Below are 18,769 nucleotides of genomic sequence, written 5' to 3' on the forward strand. Positions count from 1 at the left end.
ATAATATGAGAAAAGTTTCACATCGGACTGTACTTCTACACTTCCACTTCACTTGAAGTGCGTTCACCGCTCTCTATGATGACTTGCAGCAGCTTAATATATTGATTGAACAGCTCGTACATTTTGGCCTGCTTCAGCTTGCTGCGGTTATACCTCCATACGATTTCAATCTCACCGGCCTTCTCGGCGGCTTCAAGCACCAAATCATCGTCCTCATGATCCGCTGCCGGATGGCTGTCATTCACCCTTGAGAACAGGGGTACCACGGTGCTTCCCGAGCCGGTTCTGAACATTTCCAGGTCACTTTGAACCGTGTAGCGGGGGGACTCAAGCAGATGCTTATGCTGGTCCTTAACCAGGCTGACAATCTCATAAAAGTTATCAAGTCCAGTTATATCCGCCTCAATCCAGCCGAACCTGCCGGCTGCCTGATCGGAGAACTGCACGGCAAGCCGTTCCCTTTGGCAGATGTCAGATAAGAGGAAGACATAACCGGCCAGCAATAGATGAATGATTTCATAGCGGTTACGGGTGCATGCCTGCACCAGCCCGGCATAGGAATCTCCCGCGAAGCTGAATCTCAGAACGCGGCCGTCATCAGGCTCAGCCTCTCCGGCAAGATATACAGCAGGCAATTCAATTGCCATCCCCTCATGATCCAGGGCAACCGCTGCCTCGGCGAAGGCGGACTGATTATCAATGAACTGGGCCAGCCTGCTGATCGTCGGATAAGAAAAGATATCGGTGATTTGAATTTTACCCGGATACAGCTTCTGGAGCTCGTTATACATGGCCACAATTTTCAGGGAGTTACCGCCTACCTCAAAGAAGTTATCATAGATGCCGACCTGCTCAATGTTCAGAATCAACGACCAGACCTGTTGAATCTCTTTCTGGAGATCTGTAACTGCCTCTTCATAGTCATCCCGCAGCTCCGGACGTACGTTCCCCGGTTTCGGCAAGGCCTTAAGATTGGTTTTGCCATTTGCGGTCAGCGGAATTTCATCAATCTGAATGTACATCTGCGGCATCATATACTTAGGCAGAACGGGCGACAGAAAATTTACAAGCTCAGACGTACTTATCTTCTCTGCGGCCACAAAATATAACACCAGATCCTGTGAGCCCAAAGAATTGGGTTGTCCGGCCACTACACATTGCGTGATCTTGTCATGCCGGGCTGCTACACTTTCAATTTCCCCCAGCTCAATACGGTACCCGCCAATTTTGACCTGATTGTCCAATCTCCCGATCACATCCAGCTCTCCATTCGGCAGCCATCTGGCTAAATCTCCTGTTGTGTACATCTTCGTGCCTTGCATAAAAGGGTTGTCCACGAATTTGGATGCAGTCAGCTCTTCCTTATGCAAGTAGCCCCTCGCTACGCCGTCTCCGGCTATGCACAATTCACCCGCAACGCCTATAGGCGCCAGATGTCCGGCTTGATCCACAATGTAGACCTGCGTATTCGCTATGGGCTTTCCGACATTCACACTGTTTTCGTGAGTCAGTTCTTTTACAGTGGACCAGATCGTGGTTTCAGTCGGGCCATACATATTGTAGATTCTGGAGTCCGTGAACTTTTGTAGCTGGACCAGCAAATCCTTCGGAAATCCTTCCCCCCCAATCATCATGAGCTTCAATTTTTTAAAGCTTTCTGCCGTATTGCTGCAGTTTAGCATTAGCTTCAGCCTGGACGGAGTCAACTGAATTGTGTTTACTTCTGAATCCAATATGACTTTGTTTAGCAAGTGAGGGTCCTTCTGCTCTTCTTCACTGGCAATGACCACCTTTAAGCCCCGGGTGAGCGGCAGCAGCGATTCTAAGCCGAAAATATCAAAGGAGCACGTAGTTACCGAGAGAATGATTTTATCCTCCGTGAAGCTTATCCGGTCTGTAATTCCTTTAATAAAGTTGTGGACCCCCCGCTGTTCTACCGCCACCCCCTTAGGATTGCCGGTGGAACCTGAAGTATAGAGTACATAAGCCAGGTCATCGGCTTTGGTAATGCTCTGAAGATTGGAGTCATCTTCATCCTGTATCTGCTTTGAGCCAATATCCAAGATGGTGACAGCTTCATTCAAGCCCAAGGGAGCCGCCAGACCTTTTTCAGTTAATAGAAGACTGGCTTGGCTGTCCTGAAGCATATAGTGAATTCTGTCTACCGGATAATCGGTATCCAGAGGCAAATAGCCCCCTCCCGCCTTTAATATTCCGAGAATGCCCACCAGCAGATTTAAAGATCTTTTTACCAGAATCGGAACAATGACATTGGCACCCACACTGTTTCTCCGCAAAACCCTGGCCAATTGGTTCGCTCTCTTGTTCAGCTCCCTGTAGCTTAAAACTGTGCCATGAAACTCCAGTGCTATAGCTTCCGGCGTCCGTTCGGCCTGTTCTTCGAACAACTGTGCAATGGTCTTCTCTTTGGCATAAGCTGTCCCGGTGCAGTTAAGCTCATACAACAGCTTGTTTCTTTCCTGTTCACTCACCATATCAATGCTCTCTGCCGCTTGGTCCGGATTAGACACCGCACAGCTTAGCACATGCATCAGATTATCCATCAGGGCATTTATGACGTCCCTGCTGTACTTGCAGCCATTATACGTAATCTTTATTTGCAGTGTACGGCCGGGAGCAATCAGAATCTCCAGATCATAATTGGTTTGCTCAAACCCCTGGGCTGCGGTAATTTTCACCTCTCTTCCTTCAGCTTCCTGGAGATCAGCCAGGCTTTGATCGACAGGATAATTCTCGTAGACCACTACATGATTGATTAGATTATTTTTCATAGGGGACAAGGCCTGAATCTCTGCCAGCTGGCAAAAGCTGAATGCATTGGCATGGATGAAATCCTTATTCAGCTTCTTGGCCAGAGCAATAAAGGATAGCTGGTCCCCCCCTGTGACCCGGACTGGTACGGTGTTGATGCATAAGCCCACCATCCTCTCGATTCCTTTAATATCACTAGGTCTGCCGGACACGACAGAGCCGAATACAACATCATGGGTATTGCTGTATTTTTGCAGAACTACTCCCCAAGCGGTCTGGATTACCGAGCTTAAGGTTATGCCGTTGGCTTCAGCAAGGGACTTCAGCTTGGCTGTTGCCTGCGCGTCCAGTGAGGTCCGCTCCTGTTGATGCATGAAGCCCTTTTCCTGATGCTGCAGCTCAGGTATCACCGTTCCCGACTCGTAAGCCTCTAAATAGGACTGCCAGTAATCCAGTGCAGCAGCTTTATCCTGATGGTCCAGCCAATCCAAGTAATCGCTGTAAGGCACGGCCTTCTCTTGTTTCAGCTCTGCTTCTTGAAGCCGGGCTTTATATTGGGCTATCACTTCCTGGAGTATAATGCCTGCGCTCCAGCCGTCCATAATAATATGATGGAAACTGTACACGACCTTGAAATTGCCGGTATCCGTCTTTAGGACAGCTACCCGGAGCAGGCAGTCTTGTTCAAGATCAAAAGGATTGCTTCTATCCTGTACCTTGAACTGTTCTATATAGCTGCTCTGCTCCTGCATGCTCCGGGAACTGATATCCTCGTAATGAATGCGGAGCTTTCTCTCCTTTAGAACCGCTTGCTTGAATTTTTTAATATCATGATAGAAAAAGGCGGTTCTTAGAATCTCATATTTTCCGGTCAATTCATTCAGAACCATGTTCAGAATTTCTACATTCAGGTATCCTTCAATGTTCAATTCGCTTTGCTCGAAATATGTGCTGGAGCCTGCATCCACGATGGTGTTATACATCATTCCCTCCTGCATAGGTGACAAGGAATGAATCTTCTCGATTTCTTGTCCGCAGGCAAGCAGTGTGTCCAGATCCTCCAGGCTCAAATCCGGATCTCCATAGTCCCATGGCGTTTTCTCTGCAGTCTGCCGATGTGCGCAATGATCTATGACTTGAAGCAGGCTGGTGTGATAAGCTGCGGTTAATTGTGCAACCGTTTCACGTGTATATTCCAGCGTGCTGTAGCTGAACACCAGCTCCAGCTCTCCCTCCATAATCAGACCATTGATATCAATCCCTTTAAGCTTATTGTTATCAATCGAAATGCTGGCTCCGCTGGACAGTCTGGAAAATTCCAGCAGGCTGCTTCCGGCTTCCCTCCCGAATTCACCCAGATAATTAAAGCTTACTTCAGGCTCGAAAGCGCGCAGCTCCTTATTCCCGTCCGCCAGGTATTTCCATATTCCATATCCAATGCCCTTGTGGGGGACATGCCTCAGCATTTCCTTGGTACGCTTGAGGGAGTAGGCAAGATCATGGCTACGGGTCATATCTAGGACGACCGGAAAGATTGTAGTGAACCAGCCGATGGTCCGGTCTATTGAAACCCCCTGGAAGATTTCCTCTCTTCCGTGCCCTTCAAGGCTTACAAGCAGCTGATCCATCCCTCCCCACTCCTTGAAGGCAAGCCCCAGGGAACAGAGCAAAACATCATTAATCTGCGTGTTATACGCCGTATTGCAATTTCTCAAGAGCTTGGCGGTTTGTTCCTTGGAGAAGTTAAGGCTGACCTCCATTCGCTCGCCGCATCCCCTGTTTTCTTCCCCGAAGTCCTTAGGCAATGGTCCGCTGCCTGTATTCGTGATTCCTTTCCAGTATTCCGCCTCCTTCAGCAGCACTTTGCCCGATGCGTATTCCTTCAGCTTCTGCGCCCAAGATCTGTAGGATGCTGTTTTGGGCGGAAGGCTTGCGGCGGCTCCAGCAGCAATATTCCGGTAAGCTGTTTCCAGATCCGCAATCAGAATTCTCCACGACACCCCGTCTATAACCAGGTGATGCACAGCCACAAGCAGATGATCTCCCAGAGAAGTCTTGAACAATCCCAGCTTGACCAGGAGCCCTTCCTCCAGATCAAGCCCTTTCTGCAATTCATCGGACAGTGCGGGAATGCTGCGCTTCTCGTCCTGGCCCCTCAGATCATAGACATCCAGGGTAAACGCAGCCCCGGCACAATCCGCACTGCGATTCCATTGCGTAATCCCATCTGGCGTTCTTTTGTACACCATTCTTAGGGCATCATGATGAACCAGGATAGCCACCACTGCTTTTCGTAATATCTCTTCGTCCAAACCTTCTTTTCTATAGAACATAAAGGCCTGATTGTAATGGTTTTCTTGTGGAAGCCCCTGCTCAAAAAACCACTGTTGAACCGGCAGGAATGGCACGCTGCCCTCAACGGCTTCCTGAGGTGCCTGTACATCCTCGTGTTTAACATAACCGGCGAGCTCTTTAATGCTGGGATATTGCATCAAATCCTTCACCTCAAGTCTGAGGCCATGCTCCCTCAATGCCGATACAATGAGGATGGATTTGATGGAGTCTCCCCCCATTTCATAATAGTTATAATTGGTGCCTATGGGTTCGATATTAAGCACCCTTTGCCAGACGTCTACCAGAATTTCTTCAACCTTATTGTTCGGAGCCTCATAAGAAGCAGCAAGCATTTCGCTGATATCCACTGCCGGCAAGGCTTTGATGTCCACTTTTCCGTTTGAGCTCAATGGCAGCTTGGCGATCTGAACGGTAAAGCCGGGAACCATATAGTTGGGGAGTTCCTTCGACAACCTTCCCTTAACTTCCGATGCGATTACCTCTTTATTGGATACTACATAAGCACATAAGTAGTTATGGCCCTGCTCATCTGTTCTGGCTACAACAACCGCTTCTGTTATGTCCGGCATTTGCAGCAGCCGGTTTTCGATCTCGCCGGTTTCGATCCGGTAGCCTCTTATTTTGACTTGATTGTCCATTCTCCCCAGATATTCTACCGTGCCGTCAGAAAGCCATCTCGCCATGTCCCCGGTTTTGTATAATTTGCTGCCTGCGTTAAAAGGATGATCTACGAATTTTTCGGCTGTCAACGCTTCTTTGTGCAGATATCCCCGCGCTACCCCGTCGCCGCCAATACATAACTCTCCGGCAACGCCAACGGGCAGCAGCTCCATCCGGCTTCCTACAATATATAATTGCGTGTTGTCTGCAGGGATACCGATAGAGACTGAGGTCCCCTTATCCCGTTCAGCATTATATTTGTAAATCATGCAGCCCACGGTCGCTTCTGTAGGCCCATATTCGTTATAGATCTCTATGCGGCCATCGAATGCGCGGTGTATCTTTTCCGCTACCTTTATCTTCAGATCTTCACCGCCGACAATGAATGTTCTGATGCTGGACCGGGAGAGGTCCATGTCCTCCAGTAATCTCAAATGTGTCGGAGTTAATTTTACAATATTGACCTTATTCTCTTCGGCTATAGTTCTGGTAAGCAGGGCCTTGTCTTCCCCGTCATAGATTACGATGGTGTTCCCGGATATCAGCGGTGTATAAATGGAAGTCACGGTTAAATCAAATGATATCGAGGAATACAGCGGAAAAGCAGTCTGTTCTCCGGCAACATAACGTTTATTGGCCCAATGAATGTAATTGACCAAATTTCTATGCTCTACCATTACGCCCTTGGGTGTGCCCGTCGTCCCCGAAGTGTAGATTACATAAGCTAAGTTTTCCGGCAGGCTGGCCTTTACCGGATTTCCCGTTTCTCTTATGTACAACTCGCTATTCTCCAGCTCCAGCCGCCCGCCTGCGTATGTTAAATCCTTGACGATATGATGCTGGAACAAAAGCATGGCAGCCTGGCTGTCCGTCAGCATGTAATTGATTCTGTCGGCCGGATATTCCGGATCAATCGGCAGATAAGCCCCGCCCGCCTTTAGAGTACCCAGTATTGCTATGATCAGCTCCAAAGAACGGTCAGCCATAATCCCTACAATAGCTTCTGCGCCCACTCCTTTCTCCCGCAATACGCTTGCCAGGCTATTCGCCTGTTCATTTAACTCGCTGTAGGTAAGGGCCTGGCCTCCGCATACCACTGCAAGCTGATCCGGAGTTCTGTCCGCCTGCTCCTCGAACAATTCATGGATGGTTTTGTCCTTCGGATAGTCTGCGGGCGCACCATTGAATACATTCAGCAGCAGATGCTTCTCTTGATTACTCAGCATGTCCAGCCCGCCAAGCTCTTTATCCGGGTTAGCGGCTGCCTCTGCCAAAAGACGGGCATAATGTTCTCCCATTCTCTGCACTGTAGCCTTGTTGAACAATCTGCTGGAGTATTCCAAGCTAAAGTCCAGATTGCCGCCGGCCTCTTTGGCTGTTAAAGTTAGATCAAATTTGGCTACTTCGGCCATTGGCTCAATCAGCTTGACCTTAGCCTGTTCTTCATTAGGCCCCAATCCGTAATCCAGATTCTCAAGCACAAACATAACATCAAACAGCGGATTTCTGCTGGCATCACTTTTAAGATTCAGCTTTTGGATTACCTTTTCGAATTGATAATGGGTGTGCTCGAAGTCTGCCAATGTATGCAGCTTGACTTCTTCCAGGAACTCCCGGAACGTTCTGTCTCCTGCCGGGTAATTTCTCAGAGCCACCGTATTCACGAACATTCCCATCGTTTCTTGAAGTTCGCTGTGCGCTCTCCCCGATTCTACGGTGCCCACGATGATATCTTCCTGCCCGGTATATTTCCACAGCAGCACGTTGTAGACGGCGAGCAGCACCATATATACCGTTGTTCCCGTTTCCCGGGCCACCCTGTGCAGAGCTGCTGTTAACTCAGCCCCCGCCTCGAAGTGTATCCGGTCCCCCTCAAATTGCTTGACTCGGGGTCTTTCCTCATCCGTCTGCAGATTCAGCAGCGGCAGCTCCCCGGCCAGCCGCTCCAGCCAATAGGACTCGTCTCTGCTCATCGTTTCTTGCCCGTTCAGCCGGTTCTGCCATTCCGAATAATCCTTGTACTGAAGCACCGGGGCTGCTAGTGCCGCTCCCTCRTACAAAGCTTTGAATTCCCGGATAAATNATCCNCTAGAAATNCCGTCCATCACAATATGATGAACATCCAGGATCAGAACCGACTTCGCTTCCCCACATCTGAGCAGCCGGCTTCTTAGTAGTGGCGCTTGACCCAGATTGAACGGGGCCACGAAGCTGCAGATGGCTTCCCCGGCTTCCCCTTCCTGCACCGTCCTGCTGGTGAAGTCCAGCCGCCAGCTTTCGTTAATGTACTGGACCACTTCCCCGTTCACAACCGCGAAATGGGTGCGCAGTGCTTCATGTCTCCGCACCATTTCATTCAGCACCGCTTCAACCCGGGCATCCTCCAGGGATTCCTTGAACTCTAGGACAACCGGCACGTTGTAGACTACACTCTGCTTGTCTATCTCCCATAACGCATACATTCGCTTCTCTGCCGAAGAGGCGGTGTAATAGGGCTGGGTCGCCGCTTGGGATATACTTGTCCCCGCATAATCCTTCCGTTCCAGACCGCTGATCAGGCTGCCCAGCCGCTGAATTGTGGAATGCTCGAATACTTCCTTGACTTTGATGTCGACGCCCAGCAGCTTCCGTACCTGGGACACCAGCAGCGCTGCTTTGAGCGAATGTCCGCCCAGATCAAAGAAATCATCATGAATGCTGATCCGCTCCACTCCCAGCACCTTGCCCCAAATCGCCGCAAGCTGCTCTTCCGCCTCATTGCGCGGAGCTTCATACGCTTCCCGCATCCGGCTCAGATCCGGCTCCGGCAATTGCTTGCGGTCAATCTTTCCGTTGGGCGTTAACGGCAGCTGTTCAATCTGCATGATATAACCCGGAAGCATGTAAGACGGAAGCACCTTTGCCAGCTCGTCTCTCACCTGCGGGATCTTCACTTCCGTATCTGCTGTCACATAGGCGCACAGATACTTTTCTTCATTTGCACCGGTTCTGTCCACCACTACCGCTTCTTTGATAGCCTGCTGCTTTAAGAGCTGCTGTTCAATCTCTCCAATTTCAATTCGGAATCCTCTGATTTTGATCTGATTATCCTGCCTGCCCAAATATTCAATGCTGCCATCAGGCCGCCATCTCCCGAGATCACCCGTTTTATACATCCTTGTCCCTTCCAGGAAGGGATTATTAACAAACTTCTCCTCTGTCAGAGCCTCGTTATGCAAGTAGCCCTTTGCCAATCCCATGCCACTGATGCAGACCTCGCCAGTCACCCCTATCGGGACTACTTCATTTGCTGAGTCAACAATATATACCTTCGTATTCGTGATGGGTCTGCCGATCTGCCGGTAAAGCATACCTTCATGAAGATTATCCAGATCTATGTAATGGGCGATACAGCCAATGGTGCTCTCCGTTGGTCCGTAATGATTCATGAACCTGATCCATGGACATTCCTTCGCAAGCTTCATCACATTTTGCATACTCAGACGTTCTCCGCCCAGGATAACCGTCTTCAGACCGGTGCAGGATCTCCATATGGATTCATAATCCATCAGTGTCGAGAACAAAGTTGGAGTCATTTTCAGATAGCTGATCTGATTTTGCTGCACGTACTCCAATAATTCCGGCGGATTCAGATATCCTTCTTTTGGAATGACGTGCACCGCTCCGCCACAAACAAGTACAGGAAAAATACTGGTATAACATAAGTCAAAGCTGTACTTTGATGTGATGAGCGATCTGCTAGAAGCATCGAGGTTCAGTTCCCGCACAGCCCACCCCGCATAATTCGCTAAGGATTGATTCCGGATGCTTACTCCCTTGGGATTGCCTGTTGTTCCAGAAGTATAGATAACATACACCGCATCCTCCAAGTCATAGCTGGCTTGCAGATTGCTGCTGTCCTGCCCTCCGTATAAGCTTTCATCCCCGATGTCCAGGCATTCAATATCAATGTCATCATCCAGCGTTTGTATTAATTTGGAGTTGGAGATCAGTATTTTCGCCTGGCTATCCTTTAGAATATTGCCGATTCTAGTGACAGGTGCCTCCTCATCTATGGGGAAAAAGGAGCTGCCTGCCTTTAAAACCCCTAATATCCCCACCAGCAGATTTTCTGACGGCTCAAGCAGCAGTGCGGCAATACTATTGTTCCCTACGCCTCTTTCAAGCAGCGCTCTAGCCAGGCGGTTTGCTTGTTCATTCAACTCTTTGTAAGTGAGCTGCTTGTCTTGAAAGACTGCCGCCACTTGATCAGGCGACTTTTCGGCCTGTTCCTGAAAGAGCTGCTGCAGGCTTTTATCCACTAAATATTCTGAATTTGTGTTATTAAACCCGCTTAATACCAAATTTCTTTCCTGCTCGGTTATTCCGCTGATATCGCCTATCCGCACAGTAGGATCTGAGGCTGCAGCATTCAAAATATTGCATAAATTTCTGCCGATTAGATCGATAATTTCCCCGCTGTAGACATTACCGTTATACGTGAATTCAAAGGTCAGCTCTTCACCCGGCAGGACAACGACTCCAAAGTCATAATGGGTCTGCTCAAATGCCTCGATGCTGGTTATATTCAGTGCAGCCCTGACGCCGTCCTCAGCCCCTGCCAGCTTCTCAAGCGGATAGTTCTCAAAGACCACCATATGATTAATGAGCTTGCCCTTCATGCTGGTTAATGCTTGCAGATCTGCCAGTGAACAATATCCGTAGGAGGTATTAGCTTCATAAAAATCATGATTGATTTGCTGGGCCAATGCCAGGAAGGGGGTGGATTTCTTCCCTCTCACTCTTACTGGAACGGCATTGATGAACAAGCCCACCATCTTATCAATATCCGCAACTTCGCATTGCCGCCCGGAGATAATGGAGCCGAACACAACATCCCCGGAATGATTGTATTTCTGCAGCAATACTCCCCAGGCCGTTTGAATAAGGGCATTTAAGCTCAGCCGGTTCTTGTCTGCCGCTTGTTTCAGCCCGGAAGTCACTTCTTTACTTAGCTGGATGGATGTATTCATTCGCCGGTAACCGGCATCCCCGTTCGAATAAAAATGGGGGATTTCCGCCTCCTGCTCATAGCCTTCAAGATAACGGCTCCAATAGTCCATCGCAGCTTCCTGGTCCTGTTGATCGAGCCACTTCAAATACCCGCTGTAGGGTTCAGTGGAATCCAAGGTCACCTGCCGGCCTGCGCTTAACGCTGCATAGATCTCCGCCGCATCTTTCATCAATAAGCCCGTGCACCAGCCGTCCATAATAATATGATGGAAGCTGTAGAGAAGCTGGTACTTCCGGCGGCCGATTTTAATGACAGATACTCTGACCAGGCAATCCTTAGTTAAGTCAAACCCTCTGGCCCTGTCTTCATCCTTAAAATGTTCTAAGAATATTTCCTTGCCGCGGTCATCAAGCCGACTTATGTCCTCGTAGTTCACACTTATCGTTCGTTCTTTCACGACGGCCTGCTTAAAAGTGCTGAGCTTCTCGTAAAAAAATGCGGTCCGCAGAATCTCATATTTTTCGATCAGCTTATTAAGCGCCGTGTTCAAATATGCCAGATTGAGCCTTCCCTCCAATGTGAACACAAGCTGTTCGAAATAGGCCTGCGAGCGATGATCCAGCAATAGATGATAGAGCATTCCTTTCTGCATAGGAGTAAGAGAATGGATCTTTTCCACCTGCTCTCCACTGGAGATGATTATATCCAGATCCTCCAATGTTAACTCCTTGTCTCCGTAATCCGACGGTGTTTTCTCCGTATTATTTCGGGCCTCGCAATGCCCGATAACTGCAGTTAGATTTTGCAAATACCCTTCGGACAATCTCTTAATGGTCTCATATTTAAATTCCTCTGTGCTGTAGTTAAATACTAATTTCAATTGTCCGTCTATAATCAGTCCATTGATTTCTATGGCATTCAGCTTTTGATTGGACAACGAAACACCTCTGCCGCTGGATAGTTCTGAGTATCTGAATATTCCTTGCCCGGCAGGATCAGCAAATTCCCCAAGGTAGTTAAAGCTGATGTCCGGTTTCCGCTTGAATTGGACATCCCCCTTATGCTCCGGGCTTGTCAAATACTTGAGCACCCCGTAACCGCTCCCTTTATTGGGTATTCCCCTTAAGGACTCCTTGGTGTACTTGATGCTAGCTGACATATCATCGCTGTGGCTCATATCCAGGATCACCGGGTACATGGATGTGAACCAGCCAATGGTCCGGTCTATCGAAAGATCCTTAACCAGACTTTCCCGGCCATGGCCTTCAAGACTGAATAAAACCTTGTTGCTGCCTGTCCAGTCTTTGACCGCCATTCCCAAGGCGCAGAGTAACAGATCATTGATTTGCGTGTTATAGGCAGCACTCGTTTTTCTCAGCAGCTTTTCTGTCCATTCTTTTGAAAGACAAACCATGATATCGCTGCTTGTGCCAAAGGTACTTTCTTGCGCCGCAAAATCTCTGGGGATTTCTGCAACCTGCGTATTTTCGACCATTTTCCAATACGGAAGCTCTCTTCGCATCTCTCTGCTGTCTGCCAACCCGGCAAGCTTGTGCGTCCATTCCCTGTAAGAAGCCGTTTTTGCGGGCAGGCTGATTTCCATTCCGTCCCGGGCGCATCCATAAGCATACTCCAGATCTTCAAGCAGGATTCTCCATGACACACCGTCCATCACCATATGATGGATGGAGATTAGCAGTTGATCGCCAGCGCCGGTTCTAAATAGTCCAAGTCTGATCAGGATGCCTTTTTCCAAATCCATTCCTTGCTGGATTTGATTGGCCAAGCTTTCTATAGTATTCTTGTAATCCGGATCTTCTCTTAAATCATATATATCTAATTTCAATACATCCCTTGACTGATGCATTCCTCTATTTATTTGCTTTATCCCGTCCTGATCCCGTGGGTAGATCATTCGAAGAGCATCATGATGGTTAATCACTTCCTCGAAGGCTGAACACAGCAGTTCTTCCTCCATCCCCTCTTCAACAGCAAACATAAACGCTTGATTAAAGTGGTTTGCTACCGTAAACCCGCTTTCCAGGAACCAGCGCTGTATCGGCGAGAACCCGGCTTCCCCCTCAACAGCTCTCTGATCAACCTCAACCGTATGTTTTTTGATATGCCGGCTCAGTTCTTTTATTGTCGGGTACTGCATGATATCTCTTATTTCAAGGCTCAGATTATACTTCTGAAGTCCCGACACGAGCATAATAGACTTTATGGAGTCACCGCCGAGTTCATAGTAATTGTCAGTAATCCCGATCCGTTCAACTCTTAGCGTGTTTTCCCACACCCTGACTAATATCTCTTCTATAAAGGTCCGGGGCGCTTCCCGAACTCTGCCCGATGATTCGGTCAGCTTTATCCGTTCAAGCGCTTTTTTGTCAATTTTCCCATTCGGGGTAAGCGGCATTTTATCCACTTGAACGATATAGCCGGGTATCATGTACAGCGGCAATACCTTCGATAATTCCGCTTTTATGTCAGCTGCTGATATTTCCGGGCCGGCAACGATATAACCGCACAGAAAAGAGTTCCCGTAATCATCATTTCTGGCGACGACGACCGCCTCCCGCACAGCTTCCAGCTTTAATAACTGGCTTTCAATCTCTGCCGTCTCAACCCTATACCCTCTAATTTTTACCTGATTATCAATTCTCCCTAAGTATTGTATATTTCCATCAGGCAGCCATTTAGCCAAGTCTCCGGTTTTATACATAATTGTGCCGGGCTGATAGGGATTGTCCACAAACTTTTCACGGGTCAGATCATCCCTGAATAAATACCCTCTCGCTAATGAAGCGCCGGAGATACACAACTCGCCGGGGACTCCGGTCGGCACCAGCATATTATGCTGATCCAGAATATAAATGTCAGTATTCGCAATCGGTTTGCCAATAGGTATATTTTTGTATTCTTTATCCACAACAAAGCTCGTAGTAACTACTGTATTTTCTGTGGGCCCATAATTATTAATTAAATCATAGGTTTGTTTTCTATATTTCTTAAGCTTATCTGCTCCTGTCAGCAGCTTGCGGAGCGACTTATTCTCCAATTCCATAAACTGCTCGCAAATCTGTGTAGGAAGAAAACTGATTGTGATTCCCTGTTCCTCATAGAAACGGTTAAGCTCCGTGATATTCAGCATAATTGACCGGTCCACAATATGAATGGAAGCTCCAGCGACGAGATAGGGGAAGATCTCCCATACTGAAGCATCAAAGCCAAACCCGGCATACTTCGTGGCTCTATCCTCTTCAGTGATACTATAAAAATGATTGTGCCACAGGCATAAGTTAATAAGTGCTTTATGTTCAACCATAACTCCTTTGGGATTTCCGGTCGTTCCCGACGTATAGATCACATAAGCCAGATGGTTTGCGTCATTTCCAGTCTCCGGGTTGCTTGCCGGACGGCTATACAGCGTGTTATCTTCCAAATCGATAACCGGGACCTCATCAATTAAATCTTGTATGATCCCCGTGTGAGCTAAGAGCACTGCGGCTTGGCTGTCCTTCAGCATATATCTTATCCGTTCTTCCGGATACTCCGGATCGATCGGCAGATACGCTGCACCCGCCTTCAAAATACCCAATACACCTACTATCATTTTCAGGGAATGTTGTGCCAGAATCCCTACAACACAATCCTTCTTCGCCACGTATGTTCTCAATACGCTTGCCAGGCTATTGGCCTGTTCATTTAACGCTTTGTAGGTAAGAGCCTGGTCTCCGCATACCACTGCAAGCTGATCCGGAGTTCTGTCTACCTGCTCCTCGAATAATTCATGGATGGTCTTGTCCTTCGGATAGTCTGTAGGTGTACCCTTGAATACGTTCAGCAGCAGATGCTTCTCTTGATCACTGACCATGTCCAGCCTGCCAAGCTCTTTATCCGGGTTAGCGGCTGCCTCTGCCAAAAGGCGGGTATAATGTTCCCCCATTCTCTGCACCGTAGCCTTGTTGAACAGTCTGCTAGAGTATTCCAAGCTAAAGTCCAGATTGCCGCCCAGCTCTTTGGCCGTTAAGGTTAGATCAAACATAGCTACCTTCAGTTCCGGTTCTATGATCTTTATTCCATGAGCTATCTCACCTTGTGCAAACCCATAGTCCCCACTTTCAAAAGCAAACATGATATCGAACAACAGATTTCTGCTTGTATCCTTTTGCAGATTCAGCAGATCCATCAGGTTCTCATAGGGATAGGCTGTATGCTCGAAGTCTGCCAATGTATGCAGCTTGACTTCCTCCAGGAACTCCCGGAACGTTCTGTCTCCTGCCGGGTAATTTCTCAGAGCCACCGTATTCACGAACATTCCCATCGTTTCTTGAAGTTCGCTGTGCGCTCTCCCCGATTCTACGGTGCCCACGATGATATCTTCCTGCCCGGTATATTTCCACAGCAGCACGTTGTAGACGGCGAGCAGCACCATATATACCGTTGTTCCCGTTTCCCGGGCCACCCTGTGCAGAGCTGCTGTTAACTCAGCCCCCGCCTCGAAGTGTATCCGGTCCCCCTCAAATTGCTTGACTCGGGGTCTTTCCTCATCCGTCTGCAGATTCAGCAGCGGCAGCTCCCCGGCCAGCCGCTCCAGCCAATAGGACTCGTCTCTGCTCATCGTTTCTTGCCCGTTCAGCCGGTTCTGCCATTCCGAATAATCCTTGTACTGAAGCACCGGGGCTGCTAGTGCCGCTCCCTCRTACAAAGCTTTGAATTCCCGGATAAATWATCCSCTAGAAATRCCGTCCATCACAATATGATGAACATCCAGGATCAGAACCGACTTCGCTTCCCCACATCTGAGCAGCCGGCTTCTTAGTAGTGGCGCTTGACCCAGATTGAACGGGGCCACAAAGCTGCGGATGGCTTCCCCGGCTTCCCCTTCCTGCACCGTCCTGCTGGTGAAGTCCAGCCGCCAGCTTTCGTTAATGTACTGGACCACTTCCCCGTTCACAACCGCGAAATGGGTGCGCAGTGCTTCATGTCTCCGCACCATTTCATTCAGCACCGCTTCAACCCGGGCACCCTCCAGGAGTTCCTTGAACTCCAGGACAACCGGCACGTTGTAGGCTACACTCTGCTTGTCCATCTCCCATAACGCATACATTCGCTTCTCTGCCGAAGAGGCGGTGTAATAGGGCTGGGTCGCCGCTTGGGATATATTTGTACCTGCATAATCCTTCCGTTCCAGGCCGCTGATCAGGCTGCCCAGCCGCTGAATTGTGGAATGCTCGAATACTTCCTTGACTTTGATGTCGACGCCCAGCACCTTCCGTACCTGGGACACCAGCAGCCCTGCTTTGAGCGAATGTCCGCCCAGGTCAAAGAAATCATCATGAATGCTGATCCGCTCCACTCCCAGCACCTTGCCCCAAATCGCCGCAAGCTGCTCTTCCGCCTCATTGCGCGGAGCTTCATACGCTTCCCGCATCCGGCTCAGATCCGGCTCCGGCAATTGCTTGCGGTCAATCTTTCCGTTGGGCGTTAACGGCAGCTGTTCAATCTGCATGATATAACCCGGAAGCATGTAAGACGGAAGCACCTTTGCCAGCTCGTCTCTCACCTGCGGGATCTTCACTTCCGTATCTGCTGTCACATAGGCGCACAGATACTTTTCTTCCCATTTATCGGTTCTGTCTACCACTACCGCTTCTTTGATGGCCTGCTGCTGAAGCAATTGGTGTTCGATCTCTGCAGTCTCTATTCTATAGCCTCTAATCTTGACCTGATTATCTATTCTGCCGATAAACTCTATATTTCCATCCGGCAGCCAGCGGGCCAGGTCACCGGTTCTGTACATTTTAGCTCCAGGCTCAAAAAGATGATCAACGAACTTCTCATCCGTTAATTCCGCTTTATTCAAATATCCTCTCGCCAGGCTAATTCCTGAGACACATAGTTCTCCAGCCACCCCTATAGGTACAAGCTTGTCATGGCCATTCACAATGTATGCCCGCAGATTAGCAATAGGTTTGCCGATAGGCACAACCGGAAATTCAATTGCCTTTTTCTCCATCGGGGTACTGCAAGCCCACATTGTTGAGCAGATAGTGGATTCAGTCGGTCCGTAGGCATTGATATATTTCACCTTTGACGCCCATTTTTCCAATAACACTCTGCTTATGGGGGAACCGGCCGTTACCAGCAGTCTCACAGTTTCTACTTCATTGCTGTCCAGATGGTTCAAGTATGCCGGCGGCAACGTCATTACTGTAATGTGATTGCGATTGATATAGTCTGTGAATTCAAAATAACTGCCGATGGTTTCATTGGAGAGAATATGCAGCTCGGCCCCATTCAGCAAGGCCATACTCATCTCCCAGACCGAAGCATCAAATGAAAAACTGGCAAACTGAATAATTTTGTCCTCTTCATGAATGCCTAAATCCTTCTCAAATACAGCCTTCAAATTGCTGATGCCGGAATGATTAACCATTACTCCCTTGGGTCTTCCCGTAGTTCCTGAGGTATAGATCACATACGCCATATCCGTCGCTACGCTTATATTTCCCGGATTGGTTTGTTCATTGTGATACAAATAATCACTGTCCAGAGCAACAATCTCACCGTCATAATTCAACTCATTAACATGTTTGTTGGTTGTTAGAAGCATTTTTGCTCCGCTATCCTTTAACATGTATTGTATTCTATCTACAGGATAACTGGGGTCAACCGGTAGAAACGTTCCGCCCGCCTTCAAAATCCCCAGGATGCCGACGACCGTTGACAGAGACTTCTCCGCCATAATACCTACTATGGATTCCCGCTTTACCCCCATCGTCCGCAGGGCTCTCGCCAGGCTGTTGGCCCGCTGATTCAATGCTTGATAGGTTAATGTCCGGTTTCCTTGCACCACTGCTATATGTACCGGTGTTTTCTCCACCTGTTGTTCGAATAATTCCTGGATCGTTGCTTCCTGGGGGTATTCCGCAGCGTTGTCGTTAAATTCATACAGCAGCTGCCGCTTGTCTATCTCTGTAAGAATCTCTGTATCTTTCACCGCAATCTTAGGGGAGCACAACACCGCCTTCAGTGCATTTAAGAAATGGTTGGATATTCTGCGGACCGTATCTTGCTTATACAGGCTCGCATTATATTGAATGGTCCCCTCCAGGGCCTGGCCCCTTTTGGCAAAAGAGAAAAGCATATCGGCATCAGGATTCGTCTTATTGGCTTGTTCCTGAAATCCTTCGAGAACAATCATGATGTTGTATAGCGGACCCTCTTCACCAGCATCTTGGCTCAATTGGGTTAACCGTTCATGGATGGAGTCATTTTGATGTTCAAGGGCTTCCCGCCAAGTATTGCCTACACCCGCTAATAAGTCTTGAACCGTACTTTGTTCAACAATATGCTTCTTAAGCACCAAATCCTTCGTCAACAGAGGGGTTCCAATAACGATGTAATTATCTCCCGTATATTTGTTTAACAACAGAATTAACGCCGTGGATAATACTGTATGTATATGTTCATCTGATCCGTTGCCCGGCGTATCCATTTGTGCACTTAATTCATTAGCTACAGTAAATACGATTTGTTCTCTTTGAATCTCCTTCTTATCGCGTTTAGCATAGTCAACTGGAAAAGAACTCCCCGCCAGCTCCCCCGATAATTTTTTCGACCCGTGTAAATTATCCTTTTTCAACAGATCAGACATACTCTTGAACTCCTTTACTATAAAATTCAAATTAGCTTTTTTACCCTTTATCAAAGATTTACAGCAATAGATAAAATTCGTCTATATTTTGGGAATTACGACTTTTTTCGCCATATGAATAAAAAAATAATGCTGTCTGATCTTGCCTTGGAGAGGTGTGCAGAAAGAATAAACCGTATATTAAATAGTTACAAATCAGTAAATATATTGAACAAATAGAATGATATACCTGTAATCTTTTTTTGTCAATGAAGTTATTTTTTACCCATTTTCATCATTTGAAATTCCCCATCACAGGGAAGGAAGTAGACTGGGGGGCGACACGAAGA

1 protein-coding gene is annotated in these 18,769 nt (G+C 48.1%); it reads right to left on the bottom strand.

Going from position 1 to position 18,769, the window contains the following annotated elements:
* Positions 1 to 35: 35 nt before the first annotated feature.
* Positions 36 to 18,494 carry a non-ribosomal peptide synthase/polyketide synthase gene (locus PRIO_RS28680; protein WP_331709823.1) on the bottom strand — a complete coding sequence of 6,153 codons (18,459 nt, stop codon included), beginning with the start codon at positions 18,492 to 18,494 and terminating at the stop codon, positions 36 to 38.
* Positions 18,495 to 18,769: the final 275 nt, after the last annotated feature.

Origin of the sequence: Paenibacillus riograndensis SBR5, assembly GCF_000981585.1 — a bacterium.
Classification (GTDB): domain Bacteria; phylum Bacillota; class Bacilli; order Paenibacillales; family Paenibacillaceae; genus Paenibacillus_AQ; species Paenibacillus_AQ riograndensis.